The organism is Actinokineospora sp. HUAS TT18 (assembly GCF_051364635.1).
Classification (GTDB): Bacteria; Actinomycetota; Actinomycetes; order Mycobacteriales; family Pseudonocardiaceae; genus Actinokineospora.
Genome location: NZ_CP195645.1, coordinates 4412431 through 4433846 on the forward strand (window position 1 = coordinate 4412431; position 21416 = coordinate 4433846).

The following is a 21416-nucleotide window of genomic DNA, read 5'->3' on the forward strand; positions in this document are numbered from 1 at the left end:
CCGGCCGGGGTGTTCCCGTTAAGTCAGACCACTCCGAGGGTGCGGACCTTGCGGGTGGCCTCGGCGCGCTCGGCCAAGTCCTCGTCCGCCGGGTAATCCACGCCGATCAACGCCAACCCGTGCGCCGGGGCCACCGTGATCGCGCTCGGGCGTTCGGTGGCGGTGAGCATCGAGCCGGGCCACTCGACCGGTTTGCGGCCCTCACCGACCGCCAAGAGGGCGCCGACGAGGCTGCGGACCATCGAGTGGCAGAAGGCGTCCGCGGAGACGTACGCGGACAGCAGGCCATCGGACCGGGTCCACTCCAGCCGCTGGAGTTCGCGGATGGTGGTGGCGCCGTCGCGGCGTTTGCAGAAGGCGACGAAGTCGTGTTCGCCGACCAGCAGAGCCGAGGCCGCGTTCAAGGCCGACAAATCCAAGGGCCGGGGCCACGTCACGACGTGGCCGCGCAGCAGCGGATCGGCCGCGGCCTGGTTGTCGCAGATTCGGTACACGTAATGGCGCCGCAGGGCTCCGAAGCGGGCGTCGAAGGCCGACGGCACCACGCGGATCGCGGGGACCCGCACATCAGCGGGCAATGCCCTGGCCAGTCGCGGGACCAAAGTGGACAAGTCGACATCGGCGGGCAGATCGGCATGGGCTACCTGACCCGTGGCGTGCACCCCGGCGTCGGTCCGCCCCGCGACCGTCAGCCGAACGTCGTGCCGCAGCACCAACGAAAGCGTGTCCTCCAGGACACCGCACACGGTCCGCCGCGACGGCTGGCGGGCCCAGCCGGAGAACTCCGTACCGTCGTAGGCGATGTCCAGCCGAACGCGGACGAGCCCGCCGCCCCCCAAGGGGACAGCGGGCTCGGCCAGTGCGTCGGTCAGGACTCGTCCTCGGACGACTCCTCGCGCTGCGACGGGGGCAGCTGGAAACCAGCGGCCTCCGCGGCCTCGGTCGTGGCGAACCAGACCTCGGCGACAGTGCGGTCGTAGAACGCGCTGTCCGGCACGTGGTACAGCATCGAGTCGGCGTTGCCCTTGATCGGGAAGCCCTCGGGCTGCGAGCCGTCCTCCAGCGGGGCGTGCGAGCCCTCGCCGTAGGGGGCCTCGTCCGAAGCCGAAGCCGGGGCCTCGACCGCGGCCTCAGCCTTGGGCTTCTCGACGAACTTGGTCTTGCGGGCGGCCTCGGCCTCCGCGGTGACCGTCTTCTCGCTGATCAGCTCGATCACGGCCATCGAGGCGTTGTCGCCCTTGCGCGGCATCGTCTTGGTGATGCGCACGTAGCCACCGTTGCGGTCGCTGAAGAACGGGCCGATCTCGGTGCAGAGACGCTGAACGACGTCCTTGTCCCGGATGACCTTCATGATCTCGCGGCGGTTGTGCAGGTCGCCCCGCTTCGCCTTGGTGATCAGCTTCTCCGCGAGCGGACGCAGCCGACGAGCCTTGGCCTCGGTGGTCTTGATGCGGCCGTGCTGGAACAGCGAAGTGGCCAGGTTGGCCAGCAGCAGGCGCTCGTGGGCAGCGCCGCCGCCGAGACGAGCACCCTTGGTTGGGGTGGGCATTTCTAGCTCCTTGTGGAAATCCGCTGCTCAGGCAGTCCGAAGTGGACTAGCTCAGAGCTGCTCCGTCTCTGCGTAGTCCTGGCCGTCGTCGTTGCCGGTGTCCGCGCTGTCCGACCAGCCGTCGGAGGCGTAGTCCGCCGCGGCAGCCGTCGGGTCGAACCCGGGGGGGCTGTCCTTGAGCGCGAGACCGAGGCCGACGAGCTTCATCTTGACCTCGTCGATCGACTTCGCACCGAAGTTGCGGATGTCCAGCAGGTCCGCCTCGCTGCGCGAAACCAGTTCACCCACGGTGTGGATGCCCTCGCGCTTGAGGCAGTTGTAAGAACGCACCGTGAGGTCGAGGTCCTCGATCGGCATCGCGTAGGCGGCGATGGTGTCTGCCTCCTGCGGCGACGGGCCGATCTCGATGCCCTCGGCGTCGACGTTCAGCTCGCGCGCGAGACCGAACAGCTCGACCAGCGTCTTGCCAGCGGACGCCACGGCGTCGCGCGGGGTGATCGACGGCTTGGTCTCGACGTCGAGGACCAGCTTGTCGAAGTCGGTCCGCTGCTCGACACGGGTGGCCTCGACCTTGTAGGTCACCTTGAGGACCGGCGAGTAGATGGAGTCGACCGGGATCCGGCCGATCTCCGCGCCCGCCTGCTTGTTCTGCACGGCCGGGACGTAGCCGCGACCGCGCTCGACGACGAGCTCGATCTCCAGCTTGCCCTTGCCGTTCAGGGTGGCGATGTGCAGGTCGGGGTTGTGCACCGTGACACCGGCCGGGGGCACGATGTCCCCAGCGGTGACCTCACCGGGGCCCTGCTTGCGCAGGTACATCGTCACCGGCTCATCCTCCTCGGAGGAGACAACGAGCTCCTTGAGGTTGAGGATGACGTCGGTGACGTCCTCCTTGACGCCCGGCACGGTGGTGAACTCGTGCAGCACACCGTCGATGCGGATGCTGGTCACCGAGGCGCCGGGGATCGAGGACAGCAGCGTGCGCCGGATCGAGTTGCCGAGCGTGTAGCCGAAGCCGGGCTCGAGGGGCTCGATGACGAACCGGGAGCGGGTCTCGTTGACCGGCTCCTCGGCCAGGGTGGGTCGCTGTGAGATGAGCACTTCTTGGTTCTTCCTTCCCGAGGGCGCCCGCTATTTGACGCCAACCGAAATGGCGGGGCGGTGTCGATCGGCGACACCGCCCCGAAACGACTTACTTCGAGTAGTACTCGACGATGAGCTGCTCGGTGACCGGAACGTCGATCTGCGCGCGCTCAGGGGTCTGGTGGACCAGGATCCGCAGGTTGGACTGCACGACCTGCAGCCAGCCCGGGATCGGCCGGTCGCCGTAGGACTCCTTGGCGGCCACGAACGGCAGGGTGCCCAGCGACTTCGGCTTGACGTCGATGATGTCGAACTTCGACACCTGGTAGCTGGGGATGTTCACCTTCTTGCCGTTCACCAGGAAGTGAGCGTGGCTCACGAGCTGGCGAGCCTGACGGCGCGTGCGGGCGAGGCCCGCACGGTAGATCACGTTGTCCAGACGGGTCTCGAGCAGCTGGAGCAGGACCTCACCGGTCTTGCCCTCGCGGCGAGCCGCCTCCTCGTAGTACTTGCGGAACTGGCGCTCGAGGATGCCGTAGGTGTAGCGGGCCTTCTGCTTCTCCTGGAGCTGCAGCAGGTATTCGCTCTCCTTGACCCGACCGCGGCCGTGCTGGCCGGGCGGGTACGGACGGCGCTCGAAGGCCTGGTCGCCACCGACGAGGTCGACCTTCAGTCGACGCGAGATACGGGTCGCGGGCCCGGTGTAGCGTGCCATTTCTTGTTACTCCTCCCCGTTCCTCAGACCCGGCGCCGCTTGGGCGGGCGGCAGCCGTTGTGAGGCTGCGGGGTCACGTCCTGGATGGTGCCGACCTCGAGGCCCGCCGCCTGCAGCGAGCGGATCGCGGTCTCCCGGCCGGAGCCGGGGCCCTTGACGAAAACGTCGACCTTCTTCATGCCGTGCTCGGCTGCCTTGCGGGCCGCGTTCTCGGCGGCCATCTGCGCGGCGAACGGCGTCGACTTACGCGAACCCTTGAAGCCGACGTGGCCGGAGGAGGCCCACGCGATCACGGCACCGGTCGGGTCGGTGATGGAGACGATGGTGTTGTTGAACGTGCTCTTGATGTGGGCGTGCCCATGGGAGACGTTCTTCTTTTCCTTGCGCCGGACCTTCTTGACTCCGGCGCCGGTACGAGACTTCGGTGGCATGTCTTCGGGTTTCTCCTAGCTGGTGCGCGAGGTGGTGATGACTGGAGCTGCTTCCCGGATACGAGATCCGGCATCCGTGTAGAGATCGCGCAGTGCCGCCGGGCGGGCGCACTTGGGCGCGACAGCGAGGGCGACGAACGCCCTGTTCCGTCGCCGCTGGGGAACAACGGCGACCACGGTCTCGCAGCTCTTGCTCACTTCTTTCCGGCCTTCTTCTTGCCGGCGACCGTCTTCTTCGGACCCTTGCGGGTGCGGGCGTTGGTCTTGGTCCGCTGACCGCGGACTGGCAGACCGCGGCGCCACCGCAGGCCCTCGTAGCAGCCGATCTCGATCTTCCGGCGGATGTCGGCCTGAACCTCGCGGCGCAGGTCACCCTCGACCTTGTAGTTCTCTTCGATGAATTCCCGAAGCTTGGTCAGGTCCTCGTCGGAGAGGTCCTTCACACGCAGGTCGGGGCTGATCTCGGTGGCGGCAAGCAGCTCCTTGGAGCGCGTGCGGCCGATCCCGAAGATGTAGGTCAGCGCGATCTCCATCCGCTTCTCGCGGGGGAGGTCTACGCCGGCGAGTCGTGCCATGTCGGCGGTTTCTCCTCTAGTTTCGTCTTCAGGTCTGCTCCCCTACCGCCCTGGGACCGACTCGATGGTCCCAAGACCCGGCCTGAAGTCCGGGCGTGAACCGGGTCCATGTGACCCGGCAGGTTCGGGAAGTTCGTCTGTGTAGCTGGTCGTCGTAGATCCGGCGACTGGTGGCTGCTCAGCCCTGGCGCTGCTTGTGGCGCAGGTTCTCGCAGATCACCATGACCCGGCCGTGACGGCGGATCACCTTGCACTTGTCGCAGATCTTCTTGACGCTCGGGTTGACCTTCACGTCTGCTTTCTCCTGCTTCGGCCGCGTGCCCCCGACTGTCCGGGAGCACCAGTAGTGGCTTCCCAGTCAGAGCGACTGGGGGGTCACTTGTAGCGGTAGACGATGCGGCCGCGGGACAGGTCGTAGGGCGAAAGCTCTACGACGACCCGGTCCTCGGGCAGGATGCGGATGTAGTGCTGCCGCATCTTGCCGCTGATGTGTGCCAGGACCTTGTGGCCGTTCTCCAACTCGACGCGGAACATCGCGTTGGGGAGTGGCTCGACCACGCGGCCTTCGACCTCGATGGCCCCGTCCTTCTTGCCCATGTCCTCCGCGTTTCGTGACAGTGTCGATTGTTCTGCCGGACACGGCACACGTCAGCGACTACTACACGGACGGGTGACACGCACGGCGAAACTGGCACTCGAATAGCGCCAGCGGTCAAGTGTACGCGCCGGTCACATCGCGCCCAAATCGGGGTCTTGCTGCCCTGGTCGGGGTCAGATGAACAGGTCGCGGAGGTCGACTTTGACCGGGACCGGACCGGGCAGGAGGGCCGGGTCACCGTTCACGGCGATATCCCGGTAGACGCCCCCGACCAGCTTGAAGGCGGACAACCTCTGGCGATTGGGCTCGACCAGCCAAAGGAAGGGCACTCCGGCCGAGGCGTACGCCGCGACCTTCGTCTCCCGCTCGTGGGACGTGTTCCCCGGCGACCAGACTTCGACCGCGAGTTCCACGGCATCGGCCGAGAAAGTTGTCGCGACCGGCCGAGTGTTGAGCACGACGACGTCGGGGATCAGCGCTGTCCGTAACGCCGTTGTGATCTCAACCCCCACCGCCTGGATCGGAAAGAGGTCTTCAGAGCGTCCGGCGTCATCCACGGCGGTCCAAAGCGCGCGGTAGATCGCACCGGTGGCGAACTGATGTGGCCCGCCGGGTGCTGGTGACACGTGGTAGTAACCCCAGATCAACTCGATGCGGCTACCGTCATCAGGAGGATCGATGGCCCGCCACTGTTCAACCGTATGCGGGCCGATCGGGTGCTGGAACTCGGCGACCACGGCCAACCGGACCACCTCCTCGACTCGTCACAGCCAGTATCGCACTACTCCGGCGCGGTGAGGACCCACGGACCGTCGTCGGTTACGGCGACGGTGTGTTCCCAGTGGGCGGCTCGGGTGCCGTCGGCGGTGACGACGGTCCAGCCGTCCTCCAGCTCCACCGTCTCCTCGGTGCCCAGGGTCAGCATGGGCTCGATGGCGATGGCCATGCCGACGCGCAGGCGGGGGCCCTTGCCGGGCTTGCCGTAGTTCGGCAGGAACGGGTCCATGTGCATGGAGCTGCCGATGCCGTGGCCGCCGTACTCGCGGACGATGCCGTAGGTGCGGCCGTGGGCGCGCTCCGACTCGTGCACCGAGGTCTCCACGGCGTGGGAGATGTCGGTGAGGCGGTTGCCGGGGCGGATGGCCTGGATGCCCGCGAGCATCGACGCGCGGGTGGCGTCGGACAGGGCCTGGTCCTCGTCGCGGATGGAGCCCACGAACAGGGTGACGGCCGAGTCGCCGTGCCAGTCGTCGAGGATGGCGCCGCAGTCGACGGAGATCAGGTCGCCGTCGGCGAGGATCTGGGACTTGCGGGGGATGCCGTGGACGATCTGCTCGTTCACCGACGCGCAGATGCTGGCCGGGAAGCCGTGGTAGCCCTTGAAGGACGGCACGGCCCCGGCGTCGCGGATCGTCTGCTCGGCCAGTTCGTCCAGCTCGCCGGTGCTGACCCCGGCCTTGGCCGCGGCGGACACCGCGGCCAGGGCCTTCGCCACGACCAGGCCCGCGGCCCGCATGGCGTCCAGCTCGCCCGGCGTCTTGATCTCGATCATCCGTGACTTCCAGGTCTGCATGGCCATGCGCAGGCCGCCGAGCACGCCACCGCCGCTCACGTCCGGGCGCGCAGCGAGTCCAGCACGCGGCTGGTGATCTCCTCGACCTCGCCGACCGCGTCGACGGTGATCAGCACGTCGGCGTAGTAGTCGAGCAGCGGGGCGGTCTCCGAGCGGTACAGCCGCTGGCGGTGCCGGATGACGTCCTCGTTGTCGTCGGCGCGGCCGCGGGCGAGCAGGCGCTCGACCACGACGTCCTCCTCGACCCGGAACTCGATCACCGCGTCGATCTTGGCGTCGGACTCGGCGAGGATGCTGCCGAGCACGTCGGCCTGGCCGACGTTGCGCGGGAATCCGTCGAGCAGGAAGCCGTCGCGGGCGTCCTCCTCGGCGAGGCGCTCGCGCACCATCTGGTTGGTCACGTCATCGGACACGAGCCCGCCAGAGTCAAGGATCGCCTTGACCTGCTGGCCCAGCTCGGTGTTGTTCGCGATGTGCGCCCGGAACAGGTCACCCGTGGAGATGTGCGGTACGCCGAGCTTCTGGCTCAGTGCGGTCGCCTGGGTTCCTTTGCCCGCTCCGGGCGGTCCAACGAGAACAACACGTGTCACTTGAGGAACCCTTCGTAGTTGCGCTGCATGAGCTGGCTCTCGATCTGCTTCACCGTGTCGAGCCCGACGCCGACCATGATCAGCACCGCGGTGCCGCCGAACGGGAAGTTCTGGTTCTGGCCCGTACCGGTCAGGTCGAGGAAGAAGTTCGGGAGCACGGCGATGATGCCGAGGTAGAGCGAGCCGGGCAGGGTGATCCGGCTCAGCACGAAGCTCAGGTAGTCCGACGTCGAGCGGCCGGGGCGGATGCCCGGGATGAAGCCGCCGTACTTCTTCATCTCGTCAGCGCGCTCGGTCACGTTGAACGTGATCGTGATGTAGAAGTACGTGAAGAAGATGATCAGCGCGAAGTACACCGAGATGTGGACCCAGCTGGACTGGTCGGTCAGCTGGGTGCTGATGAACCGCTGCCACCACGAGTCGTCCTGGCCGACGAGCCTGCTGATGAGGTCCGGCAGGTACAGCAGCGACGAGGCGAAGATGACCGGGATGACGCCCGCCTGGTTGACCTTGAGCGGCAGGTAGGTCGAGGTGCCGCCGTACATGCGGCGCCCGATCATGCGCTTGGCGTACTGCACCGGGATGCGACGCTGGCCCTGCTCGACGAACACGACGCTGGCGATGATCAGCAGGCCGAAGAGGCAGACGATCGCGAAGGTCAGGCCACCCTTGTTGTCGAGGATGTTCTTGCCCTCGAACGGGATGCGGGCGGCGATGTTGACGAACATCAGCAGCGACATGCCGTTGCCGATGCCGCGCTCGGTGATCAGCTCGCCGAACCACATGATGACGGCGGTGCCCGCGGTCATGGTGGTGACGATGACGATCAGCGTGAAGGTGCTGCCGTTGGGGATCACGTCATCGGGGCAGTTGCCGAACAGCTGGTCGCCGTTGGCCATGGCCACGATGCCGGTCGCCTGCAGGACGGCGAGGGCGATGGTCAGGTAGCGGGTGTACTGCGTGAGCTTGCCCTGACCGGCCTGCCCCTCCTTCTTCAACTGCTCGAATCGGGGGATGACCACGGTCAACAGCTGGATGATGATGCTCGCGGTGATGTAGGGCATGATCCCCAGCGCGAACACCGACAGCTGCAGAAGAGCGCCACCGCTGAACAGGTTCAGCAGTTGGAAGATGCCCTCGGACTGGACGCCTTCGATGCACTTCTTCACGTTCGGGTAGGACACACCCGGAGACGGGAGTGCCGCGCCGACCCGGTAGACGGCGATGATGCCGAGGGTGAAAAGGATCTTGCGGCGCAGGTCCGGCGTCGCGAGAGCCGAGCGGAAGGCGCTGAGCACGCAAGAACCTCCATCGGCGTCACCGGCAGCTCAGTGCCGGTGAACGGCTTAACCGGCTGGTCGCCGGCAGGGAACATGTCCCAGCTCACCAGGTGCTGGCAAGCCAGGAGCGCTTCGAGGACAGGTACCCCGAAGCGTGCCCACGACTTTAACAGCACGACAGGCGCGACTATCACCCGTGGGGTGGCCAAACCTGCCACACAACTGGCTCAGGCGGGGTGACGAAGCTAACATCCCAGCCGTTCACTCGATCAAGTGAACGTTCTTGGCCAGTCGCACGGTGCCCTCGGCCTCGTCCGCCGACACGATCTTGTAGCCGTGGCGGGCGTAGAAGGCGTGGTTGTCCAAGCTGTGAATACCGGTGACGAGCTCGATGCGCGACACCCCGGTCAGCCGGGACTCGGCCAGCCGCAGCATCGCCCCACCGATCCCCTGCCGGATGAGGTCGGGCACGACGCCGAGTCTCCCGACGAACGCGGTCCGTTCATCGATCATGGACGTGCGCACGGTGGCCAGGAGCCTGCCGGTCGGGCCTCGGTAGCCCCAGGTGGTGACGGCCGGGTCGGCGAGCGCGGCTTCGACGTCGGCGAGGCCCTCCTGCAGCGGCGGGATCTCGATGGTGCCCGCGGTCCGGCCCTCGCGCACCCAGGCGGCGAGCTGGAGGGTGAGCAGCTCGCCCGCGTCGGGCGGGCCGAGTCGGGTGGTCCCGGCCTCGACGGTCACCGCGCGGTCCGCAGCTCGCCGGTGACGGCGGTCGGGGTGGTCGTAAGCACCGCGCCGCAGCGGGCCAGCGCGTGGATGGCGGCGGTGTTGTCCGGGGTGGTCTCCGCGTGGACGGCGTCGATCCCGGCGTCGGCGGCGATCGCCAGCAGCGTGCGCAGGGCGTCGACGCCGACGCCCTTGCTGCGCATCGCCCGGCCCAGCCACATCCCGGTCTCGGCGGTGCCCGGGCCGGTGGGCGTCAGCCGGATCATCCCGGCGGTCTCGCCGCGCACGTCGATCACGTACATCGCGGACGCGTGCGCCCGGTAGAACTCGCGGAAGGCCGACTTCGCGGCGTCGGTCCAGCCCTCCTCGCCCTCGACTCGCGGCATGACCTCCGCGGGCTCGGCCTGCGCGACCGCCACGGCGAGGAGGGCTTCGGTGCCCGCCTCGTCGAGCGGGATCAGTCGAACGATCATCAGAGAAGTCTGGCCCCGACGGGTGGCGGGGACCAAACCACATTCACCCGGCAGGCACCGCCTCCCGCTCGGGGTGGCCGTCGCCGTCGCGGCCGAGGAACGGGTCGTGCTCGCCGAACGGGGTCGCGCGGGGTGCGCAGGACGTTGAGGCAGATCCGGGCGACGACGGTGGTCAGCCAGCCCACGAGGTTGTCGACGTCGGCGGTGTCGGCCCGGTTGAGGCGCAGCCAGGTCTCCTGGACGGCGTCGTCGGCCTCGCTGAGGGAGCCGAGCATCCGGTAGGCCCACCGCGCGCAGGTGGGGCCGGTGTTCCTAGGCGCGTGACCGGATCGGTCCGCATCGGGGCTTGGACGTGCCTACCGCCCGCGGTCCCGGCTGGGCAGAGTCGGGGACGTGACCAAAGCGCTGATCGTCATCGACGTCCAAGAGTCCTTCCGCACCCGCCCCGACTGGGCCGAGGTGTCCAACCCCGACATCGTCGGCCAGGTCAACCGCCTGGTCGACCTCGCGCGGGCGGAGAACGACCTGGTCGTGTGGGTCCTGCACAGCGAGCCGGGCAGCGGCGGGCCGTTCGACCCGGCGAGCGGGCACGTCCGGCTGCTCGACGGCCTGGAACCCCGCGAAGGGGAGCCGATGCTGACCAAGACCGCCCACAACGCGTTCACCACGACCAACCTCCAGCAGACACTCACGGTGCGCGGGGTGCGGGATGTGCTGATCAGCGGCATCCGGACCGAGCAGTGCTGCGAGACCACCGCCCGCGTCGGCTCCGACCTGGGCTTCGGCGTCACCTTCGTGACCGACGCGACCGCCACGATGCCGCTGAAGCACTGGCGCACCGGGGCGGTCATGTCCACCTCCGACATCATCGAGCGCACCGAGTGCGCGCTGGCGGGCCGGTTCGCCTCGATCGCCACGGTCGGCGAGCTGACCGGGAGTAGCCTGACCGGATCGTGACCCGAGTCCTGTTCCTGCTGGTGCCCGGTGTGCACCTGCTCGACCTCGCGGGCCCCGCCCAGGTGTTCTCCAGCGCGCGGGACCTGGGGTACCCGTATGACCTGGTGTACCTGGGCGAGGTCGACCAGGTGCCCTCCACGCAGGGTCCCGTGTTGCAGGCGTCCGTGGAGTTGCCGCCACTGGCTGACGACGACGTGGTGTTCGTCCCCGGCTGGCGGACCGGCTTGGGCCTCGGCACCCTCAGCGGCTCGACCCTCGACTGGCTGCGCGGCCACCGGGGCACGGTCGCGTCGGTCTGCGCGGGCGCCGACGCCCTGGGCCGCGCCGGTCTGCTGGACGGACGCCGGTGCACCACCCACCACGACCTGCAGGACGAGCTGGCGCACCGGTACCCGTTGGCGACGGTCGTGCGGGACGTCCTGTACGTCACCGACGGCCGCATCGTGACGTCGGCCGGGATCGCCAGCGGCATCGACCTGGCCCTCCACCTCGTCGCGACGTGGCACGGCCCATCGGTCGCGGCCCGCATCGCCCGCACGATGGTCGTCTACGCCCGCCGCAACGGCGACGAGGGCCAGTCGAGCGCGCTGCTGCGCCACCGGTCGCACGTGAACGACACGGTGCACCGGATCCAGGACGTCATCGAGACCCGGTTGACCGAGCCGCTGCCGTTGGCGGAACTGGCGCGGGCGGGACGGTGCAGCGAGCGGACGGTGACTCGGCTGTTCTCGCGGGCCACGGGGATGACGCCGCTGCGGTACCAGCAGACGCTGCGGCTGGAACGGGCCGAGCACCTGATCGGCACCGGGGCCACTGTGGAATCGGCGGCCCGGGCGGTCGGCTTCGAGGACGCCCGAATGCTCCGCAGGCTGCGATCCCGCGCTTAGCGCTCCCGCCAGGCCAGCGGCGACAGTGCGAGCGCGGCCTCGGCGACATTCCTGGCGGTCTCGGTCCGCAAACCTCTGCGAGCCGAGTCGATCCAGCCGTCGACCCGCTGGACGCCGGTGTCGCGGTACTCGACCGCCTGGAGAAGCATCTCCAGCTTGTCAGCGTCCTTGGCGCAGAGGGCTTCGGCGGTTTCCTTGGATTCGTACTCGTCCACCGCGGTGCGGATGAGTTCGCGGGATCGGTCGGGCAGCTTCGCGGTCTGGTCCTCGGTGATCTGGCGGGGTTCGGGTTTGGTCAGGTAGGCGTCCGCTGTGTGCGGGAGATCCCCGGTCCGGAGCGGCGAATGCGCTTGAGCACACCGAGTTCGTAGCCGAAGGCGCGAGCGCGGCAGGCTGATCGGGCACGTGTCCTCCTAGTCGCGCGCGATGCGCACTGCGTAATAGAGCAAGTCTTCCGCGGACCGTCGACGACAGTCACACACTCGCCGAGTGAGAAGTGGCGGGCGCGGACATGTTCGTGGATCGGCCACGGCGCCAGCATGAGGTGATCCGGATCACTCGCCTCATTGTGGAGGTCAGGCTATGCGCCAGCGTCGTTGGTTTGCCGTGTTCGTGGTGGTTCTCGGGCTGGTGATCGCGATGGTCACCGCCGAAAGGCCCGCGAGAGCCGCCGCGATCCAAGAAGTCACCGGGTTCGGGTCCAACCCAGGTGACCTGCGCATGTTCCGCTATGTCCCCACCGGACTCCCAGCTGGCAAACCCCTCGTCGTCGTCCTCCACGGTTGTACGCAGGATGCGGCAGGTTATGGGACCAACAGCGGGTGGACGAGGCTCGCCGACGCGCACGGATTCGCGCTCGCGTTGCCGCAGCAGAAGTCCGCCAACAATGCCAACTCCTGTTTCAACTGGTTCGAGCCCGGTGACACCGCGCGCGGATCGGGTGAGGCGTTGTCGATCAAGCAGATGGTCGACCGGATGAAGACCGACTTCGGGTCGTCCGCCGTTTACGTCTCGGGGCTCTCCGCGGGCGGCGCCATGACGGCGGTCATGCTCGCCACCTACCCAGACGTGTTCGCGGGCGGCGGCATCGTCGCCGGGATTCCCTATCGCTGCGCCACGACCGTCGCCGCCGCGTTCAGCTGTATGAATCCGGGGGCCGAGCTGACCCCGGCGCAGTGGGGCGACAAGGTGAGGGCGGCGTTCAACGGTCCGAAACCGAAGGTGTCGATCTGGCACGGAACCGCGGACACCACCGTGCGGCCCGTCAACCGCGCCGAGCTCGTCGACCAGTGGACCAACGTCAACGGCACCGACCAGATCCCCGACGTCAGCGACACCGTCGGCGGCTATCCGCACAGGGTCTACGGGTCCGTCGTCGAGACCTATGACATCACCGGGATGAACCACGGCCAGCCGGTCGACCCCGGCGCAGGCCCGCCCCAGTGCGGCACCGCCGCGGCCTACGTCCTCGACGTGAACATCTGCGCCGCCCACCACATCGCGCGGTTCTGGGGCATCGTCACCGCGGCGCCCCCGACCACGACGACGCCCGCCGGGGTGTGCCACACCGACCACAACTACGGCCACGTCGCCGCGGGTCGGGCGCACACCTCCGGCGGGTACACCTACGCGAACGGGTCCAACCAGAACATGGGCCTCTACAACACCTTCACCCGCACCACCCTGAAGGAAGCCCCGACCGGGTACTACGTCATCGCTAGCTGCTGAGTGCGCAGGTGCCTGCCTCGTCGGCCGCGCGCGGGACAGTCGCCGATGGCGGCACGCCGTGGCCGTCGAGCCAGCCCGCCATGGCGTCCACGGCGGTGTGGAAGCACGGCGCGAGGGGACGCAGCTTGCCCGGGAAGGCATCGGCGAAGCCGTCGACATGGTTGCCGTCCACCACCCGGTAGTACCGGTGCAGGTCACCACGGCCCTTCGCGGCGATCATGTCGGCGTACGCGTCGGAGTGGGCCATCGGCAGCAGGGTGTCGAGGGTGCCGTGGAGCGTGATCAGCGGCTTGCCGATGCGGCCCGTCAGACCGATCCGCCCGACCGCCGCGTGCACCGCGCGAGGGCGCGACGCGTAGTCGTAGTCCGTGTCGCAGTTGGGGGTTCCGCTCGCGCAGAACGGGACGCCTGCCACCAGCGAGCCGTCGAACTCGGGGTCGAACTCCGAGCGGTACAGCCGCTGGGTCAGGTCCCAGTAGACCCGGTAGTGCAGGTCCCACAGGAACTCCGAACCCGGCGCGAACCCGGCGCCGTGCATCGTGGCGGTGTCACCGGCGGGGTAGCTCCGCAGCGCGGTGGGCAGGGTCGTCAGCAGGTTGGGGCCGTCCTTGGTCCACAGCGTGCCCTCCCAGTCGACACCGCCGTCGTACAGCCACGGTCGGTTCTCCAGCTGCCATCGGACCAGGTAGCCGCCGTTGGAGATCCCCGCCATCAGCGTCCGCGCGGGGAGCCGCCCATAGCGTTGGGCGACAACGACCTTCGCCGCGATCGTCAGCTGCGTAACCCGCGTGTTCCACTCGGCGACCGCGTCGCCGGGGCGATGGCCGTCGAGGTGGAAGTCGAGGCCGGTGTTGCCCTTGTCGGTGGCGGCGAAGGCGTAGCCCGCGGCGAGCACCCGATCGGCGATGGCGCGGTCGTTCGCGTACTGGCGGCGGTTGCCCGGCGAACCCGACACGACCAGGCCGCCGTTCCAGCGGTCCGGCAGCCGCAACACGAACTGGGCGTCGCTGTTCCAGCCGTGGTGGGTGTTCGACGTCGACGTGTCCGGGAAGTGCCCGTCGACCTGGATTCCCGGCACCGACGCCGACCGCGGCAGGCCCGCCGAAGTCAGGCCCGCCCAGTCACCGGCCACGGTGTGCCCGGAGGCCACCGTCCCGTTCGTGGTCACGTCGTCGAGGCACGCCGCGACCTGCCGGGCGGCACCGGGCACCCGCAGCCGGTCACCCGCGCACTGGTCAGCCGCGGCGGTGGCGGGCGTGACCGACACGGCCACCAAGCCGAGCACGGTCAACGCGATTCGGGTCAGCACGGGCAACCTCCACGTCATCGGGGACAGGAGGTCAACCTAGGGATCAACCCGGCCCGCCGACATGACGCGCGGCCACACACCTCACCAGCGCGATGTAGTGCCCACAAACAGCACGATGGCCGGACACGTCAGACGTGTCCGGCCATCGTTGTGGAGCTAGATCAGACCAGCGCGCTCGCCGAGCCGCCAGCCGCGTTCAGCTTCTCGACCGCGGAGGACGAGAACTTGTCAGCGGTGACGTCGAGCTTGACGCCGTTCAGGTCGCCGTTGCCGAGGACCTTGACCAGGGTGTTCTTGCGGACCAGCCCGGCCGCGACCAGGTCGGCGATGCCGACCGTGCCGCCGTCGGGGAACGCCACGGCGACGTCGCCGACGTTGACGACCTGGTACTCGACCCGGAAGCGGTTCTTGAAGCCCTTGAGCTTCGGGAGCCGCATCTGGATCGGCATCTGGCCACCCTCGAAGCGCGCGGGAACGTTCTTGCGCGCCTTGGTGCCCTTCGTACCGCGACCAGCGGTCTTGCCCTTCGAGCCCTCACCACGACCGACGCGGATCTTGTCGGACTTGGCGCCGGGGGCCGGACGCAGGTGGTGGATCTTGATAGCCATCAGTTGTCGACCTCCTCGACGTTGACGAGGTGGCGGACACGGTGGATCAGGCCGCGCACCTCAGGGCTGTCGTCGCGCACCGTCGACTGGCGGATCTTGCGGAGACCGAGAGTCCGCAGGGACTCGCGGGCCGCGTGCTTCTCGCCGATGCTGCTCTTGACCTGGGTCACCTTGAGCTGTGCCATGTCAGGCCCCCGTCCCCGCGGCCGCGGCGGCCGCACGAGCGCGGAGCATGCCCGCGGGAGCGACGTCCTCGAGGGGCAGGCCACGACGGGCCGCGACCTCTTCCGGACGCTGCAGACCCTTCAGGGCCGCCACGGTGGCGTGCACGATGTTGATCGCGTTGTCGGAGCCGAGCGACTTCGACAGCACGTCGTGGACACCGGCGCACTCCAGCACGGCGCGCACCGGACCACCGGCGATGACACCGGTACCGGCGCTGGCCGGACGGAGCAGCACGACGCCTGCGGCCTTCTCACCCTGGATGGGGTGGGGGATGGTGCCACCGATGCGCGGGACGCGGAAGAAGTTCTTCTTGGCTTCCTCCACACCCTTCGCGATCGCGGCGGGCACCTCCTTGGCCTTGCCGTAGCCGACACCGACCATGCCGTCGCCGTCACCGACGACGACCAGGGCGGTGAAGCTGAAGCGACGACCACCCTTCACGACCTTGGCGACACGGTTGATCGCCACGACCCGCTCGAGGTGCGGGGTCTTCTCCTGGGCGGCCCCGCCCCGGCGGTCGCCATCACGCCGGTCCCGGCGGTCGCGGCGCTCGCCGCGTTCCCCGCCCTGACCGCCGCCCTGGCCGCCAGGTCCGCCCTGGCCGCCGAACTGCCGCGTACGTCCCGGCATCAGGCGTTCCTTCCCTTATAGATCTTCATGATCAGAACTCCAGCCCCGCGCCGCGGGCCGCGTCGGCCAGCGCCGCGATGCGGCCGGTGTACTTGTTGCCGCCGCGGTCGAAGACCACAGTGGTGATCCCGGCGTCCTTGGCGCGGGCCGCGATCAGCTCGCCGACCTTGGCCGAGTGAGCCTTCTTGTCGCCCTCCACCGCGCGCACGTCCGCCTCGATCGAGGAGGCCGCCGCGAGGGTGTGGCCCGCGAGGTCGTCGACGATCTGCACGGCGATGTGCCGCGAGGACCGGTGCACGACCAGACGGGGACGCTCCGGGGTGCCGCTGATCTTCTTGCGGAGCCGGAAGTGCCTGCGGGTCTTGGCGACGCGGCGGGCAGTCGAGATGTCGGTGCCCACCGGCTTGCGCTTCGTAGTCGCTTCGCTCATGTCACTTACCCGTCTTTCCGACCTTGCGGCGGATCTTCTCGCCCGAGTACCGGACGCCCTTGCCCTTGTACGGGTCGGGCTTGCGCAGCTTGCGGATGTTGGCGGCGACCTCACCGACCTGCTGCTTGTTGATACCCGACACGGAGAACTTGGTCGGGCTCTCCACCGCGAAGGTGATGCCCTCGGGGGCGGTCACCTTGACCGGGTGGCTGAAGCCCAGCGCGAACTCCAGGTCCGAGCCCTTGGCCTGGACGCGGTAGCCGACGCCGTGGATCTCCATCTTCTTCTCGTAGCCGTCGGTCACGCCGACCACGAGGTTGTTGACCAGCGAACGGGTCAGGCCGTGCAGCGCACGGTTCTGCCGCTCGTCGTTGGGCCGCGTGACCGCCAGCGTGCCGTCCTCGGCGCGCTCCACGGTGATCGGCTCGGAGACGGTGATCGCCAGGGTGCCCTTGGGGCCCTTCACACTGACGTTCTGGCCGTCGATGTTGATGTCGACCCCAGCCGGGACGGGGATCGGAAGCCTTCCGATGCGAGACATAAGTTGCTCCCCCTTCCCCTACCAGACGTAGGCGAGGACTTCTCCGCCCACGCCCTGCTTGTTGGCCTGACGGTCGGTCAGCAGGCCACCGGACGTGGAGATGATCGCCACGCCCAGGCCGCCGAGCACCTTCGGCAGGTTGGTCGACTTCGCGTACACCCGCAGACCGGGCTTGGAAACCCGGCGCAGACCGGCGATGCTGCGCTCGCGGTTCGGGCCGTACTTCAGCTCGACGACAAGGTTCTTGCCCTTCTCGCCGTCTTCGTCGCGGAAGCCCGCGATGTAGCCCTCACGCTGAAGGATCTCGGCGATGTGCGCCTTGAGCTTCGAGTGCGGCAGCACGACCTCGTCGTGGTATGCCGAGTTGGCATTGCGCAGACGAGTCAAGAAGTCTGCGATCGGGTCGGTCATCGTCATGGTGACCTGTCAACCTTTCTCGCCGTGGTTCCCTGCGGGCCTGCGGCGAACTGGGGAAAAACTTGGGGTGTTCGACTTACCAGCTGGACTTGCTGACGCCCGGCAGCTCACCGCGGTGAGCCATCTGGCGCAGGCAGATCCGGCAGAGGCCGAACTTGCGGAACACCGAGTGCGGACGGCCGCACCGGTTGCACCGGGTGTAGGCGCGCACCGCGAACTTCGGCTTCTTGGAAGCCTTGTGGACAAGAGCCTTCTTGGCCATCAGTTCTCCTTGAACGGGAAGCCCAGGTGCTTAAGCAGCGCGCGGCCTTCCTCGTCGTTGATCGCGGTGGTGACGATGGTGATGTCCATGCCGCGCTGGCGGTCGATCGAGTCGGGGTCGATCTCGTGGAACATCGACTGCTCGTTGAGACCGAACGTGTAGTTGCCGTTGCCGTCGAACTGCTTGCCCGACAGGCCGCGGAAGTCGCGGATACGCGGCAGCGCGATCGTCAGCAGACGGTCGAGGAACTCCCACATGCGGTCGCCGCGCAGGGTGACCCGCGCGCCGATCGGCATGCCCTCGCGCAGCTTGAACTGCGCGATGGACTTGCGGGCCTTGCGGACCTCGGGCTTCTGGCCGGTGATCGTGGCCAGGTCGCGGACCGCGCCCTCGATCAGCTTGCCGTCACGGGCGGCGTCGCCGACACCCATGTTGACGACGACCTTCACCACGCCCGGGATCTGCATGACGTTGGCGTACTTGTACTCGTCGCGCAGGGCGACCGTGATCTCTTCGCGGTAGCGGGTCTTCAACCGCGGGATGATCTTCTCAGTGGTAGTCATGATCAGATCTCCTTCCCGTTGCCCTTGCCGCGAGCGATCCGGGCCTTGCGGCCTTCGTCGTCGAACTTGTAGCCGACGCGCACGGCCTTGCCCTCCGACACCAGCATCACGTTGGAGATGTGGATGGGCGCTTCCTGGGTGACGATGCCACCGGACTGCGCACCACGCTGGGTCTGGGAGATACGAGTGTGCTTCTTGACGCGGTTCACGCCTTCGACGAGGACCTTGTCGCGGTCGGGGTAGGCCTGGATGACCTTGCCCTTCGCGCCCTTGTCCTTACCGGCGATGACGACGACCGTGTCGCCCTTCTTGATCTTCATGAGTTAGAGCACCTCCGGCGCGAGCGAGATGATCTTCATGAACTTCTTGTCGCGCAGCTCGCGGCCCACCGGGCCGAAGATGCGGGTCCCGCGCGGCTCGCCCTCGTTCTTGATGAGGACGGCGGCGTTCTCGTCGAACCGGATGTACGAGCCGTCCGGACGGCGACGCTCCTTGACGGTGCGGACGATGACGGCCTTGACGACGTCACCCTTCTTCACACCGGCGCCGGGGATCGCGTCCTTGACCGTGGCGACGATGATGTCGCCGATGCCCGCGTAGCGGCGACCGGAGCCACCGAGAACACGGATGCAAAGGATTTCCTTCGCACCGGTGTTGTCGGCGACACGCAGTCGCGACTCCTGCTGGATCACTTCAACTCCTGACCATTCTTGGCCTGCCAGATTTCCGACCTGACAGGCTCGGTCTGACTGGATTGCTTAGTTACTTGGCCTTCTCGAGGATCTCGACCAGCCGCCAGCGCTTCGTGGCCGACAGCGGACGGGTCTCCATGATCTGGACCCGGTCGCCGACGCCCGCGGTGTTGCCCTCGTCGTGGACCTTCACCTTGGTCGTCGACCGCAGGACCTTGGAGTACCGCGGGTGCTTCTTGCGGTCTTCCAGGGCCACGACGATGGTCTTGTCCATCTTCTCGGACACGACCAGGCCCTCGCGGACCTTGCGGTTGTTGCGAACTTCAGTGTTCTCGCTCATGCGGCACCTTCACCGGTCTCGGGAGCTGTGGAAAGGCCCAGCTCACGCTCGCGCATGACGGTGTAGATCCGGGCGATGTCGTGCTTGACCGTGCGCAGCCGACGGTTGTTGTCGAGCTGCCCGGTGGCCATCTGGAAACGAAGGTTGAAGAGCTCTTCCTTCGCCTCACGCAGACGCAGCACCAGCTCCTCTTCGTTGAGCTCGCGCAGATCTGCCGCGGTGGTACCCGCTGCCATCAGAAGTCACCACCTTCACGCGTGACGATGCGGCACTTCATCGGAAGCTTGTGGATCGCGCGGCGCAGTGCCTCACGCGCCACGGTCTCGTTCGGGAAGCTCATCTCGAACATGACGCGACCCGGCTTGACGTTGGCCACCCAGTACTCGGGCGAACCCTTACCGGAACCCATGCGGGTCTCGGCGGGCTTCTTCGTGAGCGGACGGTCCGGGAAGATGTTGATCCACACCTTGCCACCACGGCGGATGTGCCGGTTGATGGCGATACGAGCGGACTCGATCTGCCGGTTGGTCACGTACGCGGGCTCCAGAGCCTGGATGCCGTACTCGCCGAACGTGACGCGCGTGCCGCCCTTGGCAGCCCCCGCCCGCTTGGGGTGGTGCTGCTTGCGGTGCTTGACCCTGCGCGGGATAAGCATTGCTCAGCTCTCCCCGTTGCTTGCAGTCTCAGCCGGAGCTTCGACCTTCGTCTGTGCCTCAGCGGCGGCGCGCCCCGCTTCGGTGCTGGTAGCGGTGGTGCCGGAGGCACCGGAGCGACGCGCGCGGTTCGGACGCTCACGACGCGGCTCGCGACGGTCAGCCGCGGGGGCTGCCGAGCGGGCCTCGTGCTCGCGGCGGCCGCCGACGACCTCACCCTTGTAGATCCACACCTTGACGCCGATGCGGCCGAAGGTGGTGCGGGCCTCGAAGAAGCCGTAGTCGATGTCCGCGCGCAGCGTGTGCAGCGGGACGCGACCCTCGCGGTAGTGCTCCGAGCGGGACATCTCGGCGCCGCCGAGACGGCCACCGCACTGCACGCGGATGCCCTTGACCTGCGGCGAGCGCATGGCCGACTGGATGGCCTTGCGCATCGCGCGCCGGAACGACACGCGGTTGGACAGCTGCTCGGCGGTCACCTGGGCCACGAGCTGGGCGTCGGCCTCGGGGTTCTTCACCTCGAGGATGTTCAGCTGGACCTGCTTCTTGGTCAGCTTCTCCAGCTCGCCGCGGATGCGGTCGGCCTCCGCGCCGCGGCGGCCGATGACGATGCCCGGCCGGGCGGTGTGGATGTCGACGCGGACCCGGTCACGGGTGCGCTCGATCTCCACACGGGAGATGCCGGCGCGCTCCATGCCCTTGGACAGCAGGCGGCGGATCTTGACGTCCTCCGCCACGTACTCCGCGTACTGCTTGTCGGCGTACCAACGGGACCGCCAGTCGGTGGTGATCCCAAGCCGGAAGCCGTGTGGGTTGATCTTCTGCCCCATTAGCGGGCACCACCCTTCTTGGCAGCCTTGGCTGCGGGCTTCGGCCGGGACTCGACCTCGACCGTGATGTGGCTCGTGCGCTTGCGGATCCGGTAGGCACGCCCCTGGGCGCGCGGACGGAACCGCTTCAACGTCGGGCCCTCGTCCACGTACACCGTCGACACCCACAGGGTGTCCGGGTCGAGGTTGAGGTTGTTCTCGGCGTTGGCAATGGCACTGGCGAGCACCTTCGCGACCGGCTCACTAGCCGCCTGCGGCGCGAACTGGAGCACGGCCAGGGCCTCGCTGGCGCTACGTCCCCTGATGAGCTCGACGACGCGGCGCACCTTCATGGGCGTGTCGCGAACGTAGCGAGCCCGAGCAACGGCGCGGGGGTATTCCTCCTGCGCCGGAGCTTCGTTACGGGCGTTCATCGCTGCTTCCCTTGCTCTCTCTGTCTGCTCTGTTAGTTCGTGCCGACTAGCGGCGACGGGCCTTGCGGTCGTCCTTGATGTGGCCCTTGAACGTGCGGGTCGGGGCGAACTCGCCCAGCTTGTGACCCACCATGGCCTCGGAGACGAACACCGGGACGTGCTTGCGGCCGTCGTGCACCGCGATCGTGTGCCCCAGCATGTCGGGGATGATCGTGGAGCGACGCGACCAGGTCTTGATCACGGTCTTCTTGCCGGACTCGTTGAGAGCGTCCACCTTCTTGAGCAGGTGGTCGTCCACGAACGGGCCCTTCTTCAGGCTGCGTGGCATTGCTTCTACC

The 21416-nt window shown here is 67.9% G+C and carries 34 protein-coding genes and 2 pseudogenes; 3 read left to right on the forward strand and 33 right to left on the reverse strand.

The features are described from left to right. Positions 1-23: 23 nt before the first annotated feature. From truA to ACSHT8_RS19915, 15 genes and pseudogenes are all read right to left on the reverse strand, one after another. The gene (gene truA, locus ACSHT8_RS19845; protein ID WP_436492368.1) at positions 24-839 is read right to left on the reverse strand and encodes a tRNA pseudouridine(38-40) synthase TruA; all 816 of its coding nucleotides are present in this window, start codon (positions 837-839) and stop codon (positions 24-26) included. 29 nt (positions 840-868) lie between these two features. Beyond that, positions 869-1549: a 50S ribosomal protein L17, sunset domain variant gene (rplQ, locus tag ACSHT8_RS19850; RefSeq protein WP_436492369.1), complete on the reverse strand. Its 681-nt coding sequence runs from the start codon at positions 1547-1549 to the stop codon at positions 869-871. Positions 1550-1600: 51 nt separating this feature from the next. Continuing rightward, positions 1601-2650, reverse strand: coding sequence for a DNA-directed RNA polymerase subunit alpha (locus ACSHT8_RS19855; RefSeq protein ID WP_436492370.1), 1050 nt, complete (start codon positions 2648-2650; stop codon positions 1601-1603). Positions 2651-2741: 91 nt separating this feature from the next. Beyond that, positions 2742-3347: a 30S ribosomal protein S4 gene (gene rpsD, locus ACSHT8_RS19860; RefSeq protein ID WP_436492372.1), complete on the reverse strand. Its 606-nt coding sequence runs from the start codon at positions 3345-3347 to the stop codon at positions 2742-2744. A gap of 23 nt (positions 3348-3370) precedes the next feature. Continuing rightward, the gene (rpsK, locus tag ACSHT8_RS19865) at positions 3371-3778 is read right to left on the reverse strand and encodes a 30S ribosomal protein S11 (RefSeq protein ID WP_091454169.1); all 408 of its coding nucleotides are present in this window, start codon (positions 3776-3778) and stop codon (positions 3371-3373) included. Between the two features lie 194 nt (positions 3779-3972). Continuing rightward, on the reverse strand, positions 3973-4353 hold the full coding sequence (gene rpsM, locus ACSHT8_RS19870; RefSeq protein WP_436492373.1) for a 30S ribosomal protein S13: 381 nt from the start codon (positions 4351-4353) through the stop codon (positions 3973-3975). A 178-nt stretch (positions 4354-4531) separates the two neighbouring features. After that, entirely contained in the window at positions 4532-4645 is a 114-nt protein-coding gene (gene rpmJ, locus ACSHT8_RS19875; RefSeq protein WP_018682809.1) for a 50S ribosomal protein L36, read from the reverse strand. An 83-nt stretch (positions 4646-4728) separates the two neighbouring features. Then, a complete protein-coding gene (gene infA / locus ACSHT8_RS19880; protein ID WP_005166804.1) occupies positions 4729-4950 on the reverse strand; it encodes a translation initiation factor IF-1 in 222 nt (73 codons plus the stop codon). A 174-nt stretch (positions 4951-5124) separates the two neighbouring features. Continuing rightward, positions 5125-5688 (reverse strand): Uma2 family endonuclease, encoded by a 564-nt coding sequence (locus ACSHT8_RS19885; RefSeq protein ID WP_436502113.1) that lies wholly within the window; start codon positions 5686-5688, stop codon positions 5125-5127. A gap of 44 nt (positions 5689-5732) precedes the next feature. Next, the gene (gene map / locus ACSHT8_RS19890; protein WP_436502114.1) at positions 5733-6503 is read right to left on the reverse strand and encodes a type I methionyl aminopeptidase; all 771 of its coding nucleotides are present in this window, start codon (positions 6501-6503) and stop codon (positions 5733-5735) included. A 56-nt stretch (positions 6504-6559) separates the two neighbouring features. Next, positions 6560-7114 carry an adenylate kinase gene (locus ACSHT8_RS19895; RefSeq protein WP_436492374.1) on the reverse strand — a complete coding sequence of 185 codons (555 nt, stop codon included), beginning with the start codon at positions 7112-7114 and terminating at the stop codon, positions 6560-6562. Continuing rightward, positions 7111-8412, reverse strand: a complete 1302-nt coding sequence (gene secY / locus ACSHT8_RS19900) for a preprotein translocase subunit SecY (protein WP_436492376.1) — start codon at positions 8410-8412, stop codon at positions 7111-7113. Before secY ends, ACSHT8_RS19895 begins: the two co-directional genes overlap by 4 nt. Before the next feature lie 243 nt (positions 8413-8655). Beyond that, the gene (locus ACSHT8_RS19905) at positions 8656-9135 is read right to left on the reverse strand and encodes a GNAT family N-acetyltransferase (protein ID WP_436492377.1); all 480 of its coding nucleotides are present in this window, start codon (positions 9133-9135) and stop codon (positions 8656-8658) included. After that, complete coding sequence (locus ACSHT8_RS19910; RefSeq protein ID WP_436492379.1) at positions 9132-9593, reverse strand: GNAT family N-acetyltransferase; 462 nt, start codon at positions 9591-9593, stop codon at positions 9132-9134. The genes ACSHT8_RS19905 and ACSHT8_RS19910 overlap by 4 nt, the downstream gene beginning before the upstream one ends. An 89-nt stretch (positions 9594-9682) precedes the next feature. Continuing rightward, positions 9683-9890, reverse strand: a pseudogene (locus ACSHT8_RS19915) (sigma factor); the annotation flags it as partial. 96 nt (positions 9891-9986) lie between these two features. On the opposite strand from ACSHT8_RS19915, the gene ACSHT8_RS19920 reads away from it, so the two are divergent. Together ACSHT8_RS19920 and ACSHT8_RS19925 are read left to right on the forward strand one after the other, a co-directional pair. Then, positions 9987-10550 carry an isochorismatase family protein gene (locus tag ACSHT8_RS19920; protein WP_436492380.1) on the forward strand — a complete coding sequence of 188 codons (564 nt, stop codon included), beginning with the start codon at positions 9987-9989 and terminating at the stop codon, positions 10548-10550. Continuing rightward, positions 10547-11437: a GlxA family transcriptional regulator gene (locus ACSHT8_RS19925; RefSeq protein ID WP_436492381.1), complete on the forward strand. Its 891-nt coding sequence runs from the start codon at positions 10547-10549 to the stop codon at positions 11435-11437. The genes ACSHT8_RS19920 and ACSHT8_RS19925 overlap by 4 nt, the downstream gene beginning before the upstream one ends. Here the strand turns inward: ACSHT8_RS19925 and ACSHT8_RS19930 are convergent. Then, a pseudogene (locus tag ACSHT8_RS19930) lies at positions 11434-11772 on the reverse strand (HD domain-containing protein); the annotation flags it as partial. The gene ACSHT8_RS19925 and the pseudogene ACSHT8_RS19930 overlap by 4 nt on opposite strands. Before the next feature lie 247 nt (positions 11773-12019). Here ACSHT8_RS19930 and ACSHT8_RS19935 point away from each other — a divergent pair. Further along, positions 12020-13165: an extracellular catalytic domain type 1 short-chain-length polyhydroxyalkanoate depolymerase gene (locus ACSHT8_RS19935; RefSeq protein ID WP_436492382.1), complete on the forward strand. Its 1146-nt coding sequence runs from the start codon at positions 12020-12022 to the stop codon at positions 13163-13165. Here ACSHT8_RS19935 and ACSHT8_RS19940 read toward each other — a convergent pair. From ACSHT8_RS19940 to rpsS, 17 genes are all read right to left on the reverse strand, one after another. After that, entirely contained in the window at positions 13155-14474 is a 1320-nt protein-coding gene (locus tag ACSHT8_RS19940; protein WP_436492384.1) for a 3-hydroxybutyrate oligomer hydrolase family protein, read from the reverse strand. The genes ACSHT8_RS19935 and ACSHT8_RS19940 overlap by 11 nt on opposite strands. A gap of 161 nt (positions 14475-14635) precedes the next feature. Beyond that, positions 14636-15085: a 50S ribosomal protein L15 gene (rplO, locus tag ACSHT8_RS19945; RefSeq protein ID WP_436502115.1), complete on the reverse strand. Its 450-nt coding sequence runs from the start codon at positions 15083-15085 to the stop codon at positions 14636-14638. Continuing rightward, positions 15082-15267, reverse strand: coding sequence for a 50S ribosomal protein L30 (gene rpmD / locus ACSHT8_RS19950; RefSeq protein ID WP_436492385.1), 186 nt, complete (start codon positions 15265-15267; stop codon positions 15082-15084). Before rpmD ends, rplO begins: the two co-directional genes overlap by 4 nt. A gap of 1 nt (position 15268) precedes the next feature. Next, positions 15269-15937 carry a 30S ribosomal protein S5 gene (rpsE, locus tag ACSHT8_RS19955; protein WP_436492386.1) on the reverse strand — a complete coding sequence of 223 codons (669 nt, stop codon included), beginning with the start codon at positions 15935-15937 and terminating at the stop codon, positions 15269-15271. Between the two features lie 31 nt (positions 15938-15968). Then, complete coding sequence (gene rplR / locus ACSHT8_RS19960) at positions 15969-16367, reverse strand: 50S ribosomal protein L18 (protein ID WP_436492387.1); 399 nt, start codon at positions 16365-16367, stop codon at positions 15969-15971. A 1-nt stretch (position 16368) separates the two neighbouring features. Further along, the gene (rplF, locus tag ACSHT8_RS19965) at positions 16369-16908 is read right to left on the reverse strand and encodes a 50S ribosomal protein L6 (RefSeq protein ID WP_436492388.1); all 540 of its coding nucleotides are present in this window, start codon (positions 16906-16908) and stop codon (positions 16369-16371) included. Positions 16909-16926: 18 nt separating this feature from the next. After that, positions 16927-17325 (reverse strand): 30S ribosomal protein S8, encoded by a 399-nt coding sequence (rpsH, locus tag ACSHT8_RS19970; RefSeq protein ID WP_054052233.1) that lies wholly within the window; start codon positions 17323-17325, stop codon positions 16927-16929. Positions 17326-17401: 76 nt separating this feature from the next. Next, positions 17402-17587 (reverse strand): type Z 30S ribosomal protein S14, encoded by a 186-nt coding sequence (locus ACSHT8_RS19975; RefSeq protein ID WP_436492389.1) that lies wholly within the window; start codon positions 17585-17587, stop codon positions 17402-17404. Next, positions 17587-18150 (reverse strand): 50S ribosomal protein L5, encoded by a 564-nt coding sequence (rplE, locus tag ACSHT8_RS19980; RefSeq protein ID WP_054052236.1) that lies wholly within the window; start codon positions 18148-18150, stop codon positions 17587-17589. The genes ACSHT8_RS19975 and rplE overlap by 1 nt, the downstream gene beginning before the upstream one ends. A gap of 2 nt (positions 18151-18152) precedes the next feature. Beyond that, positions 18153-18470 carry a 50S ribosomal protein L24 gene (gene rplX, locus ACSHT8_RS19985; protein ID WP_436492390.1) on the reverse strand — a complete coding sequence of 106 codons (318 nt, stop codon included), beginning with the start codon at positions 18468-18470 and terminating at the stop codon, positions 18153-18155. A 3-nt stretch (positions 18471-18473) separates the two neighbouring features. Continuing rightward, entirely contained in the window at positions 18474-18842 is a 369-nt protein-coding gene (gene rplN, locus ACSHT8_RS19990) for a 50S ribosomal protein L14 (protein WP_018682823.1), read from the reverse strand. Positions 18843-18912: 70 nt separating this feature from the next. Continuing rightward, complete coding sequence (rpsQ, locus tag ACSHT8_RS19995) at positions 18913-19182, reverse strand: 30S ribosomal protein S17 (RefSeq protein ID WP_436492391.1); 270 nt, start codon at positions 19180-19182, stop codon at positions 18913-18915. Then, positions 19179-19418, reverse strand: coding sequence for a 50S ribosomal protein L29 (rpmC, locus tag ACSHT8_RS20000; protein ID WP_436492392.1), 240 nt, complete (start codon positions 19416-19418; stop codon positions 19179-19181). Before rpmC ends, rpsQ begins: the two co-directional genes overlap by 4 nt. Then, positions 19418-19837 (reverse strand): 50S ribosomal protein L16, encoded by a 420-nt coding sequence (gene rplP, locus ACSHT8_RS20005; RefSeq protein ID WP_436492393.1) that lies wholly within the window; start codon positions 19835-19837, stop codon positions 19418-19420. Before rplP ends, rpmC begins: the two co-directional genes overlap by 1 nt. 3 nt (positions 19838-19840) lie before the next feature. Further along, positions 19841-20665, reverse strand: a complete 825-nt coding sequence (rpsC, locus tag ACSHT8_RS20010; RefSeq protein ID WP_436492394.1) for a 30S ribosomal protein S3 — start codon at positions 20663-20665, stop codon at positions 19841-19843. Next, a complete protein-coding gene (gene rplV, locus ACSHT8_RS20015; protein ID WP_054052244.1) occupies positions 20665-21078 on the reverse strand; it encodes a 50S ribosomal protein L22 in 414 nt (137 codons plus the stop codon). Before rplV ends, rpsC begins: the two co-directional genes overlap by 1 nt. A 46-nt stretch (positions 21079-21124) precedes the next feature. Beyond that, positions 21125-21406 carry a 30S ribosomal protein S19 gene (gene rpsS / locus ACSHT8_RS20020; protein WP_018682829.1) on the reverse strand — a complete coding sequence of 94 codons (282 nt, stop codon included), beginning with the start codon at positions 21404-21406 and terminating at the stop codon, positions 21125-21127. Positions 21407-21416: the final 10 nt, after the last annotated feature.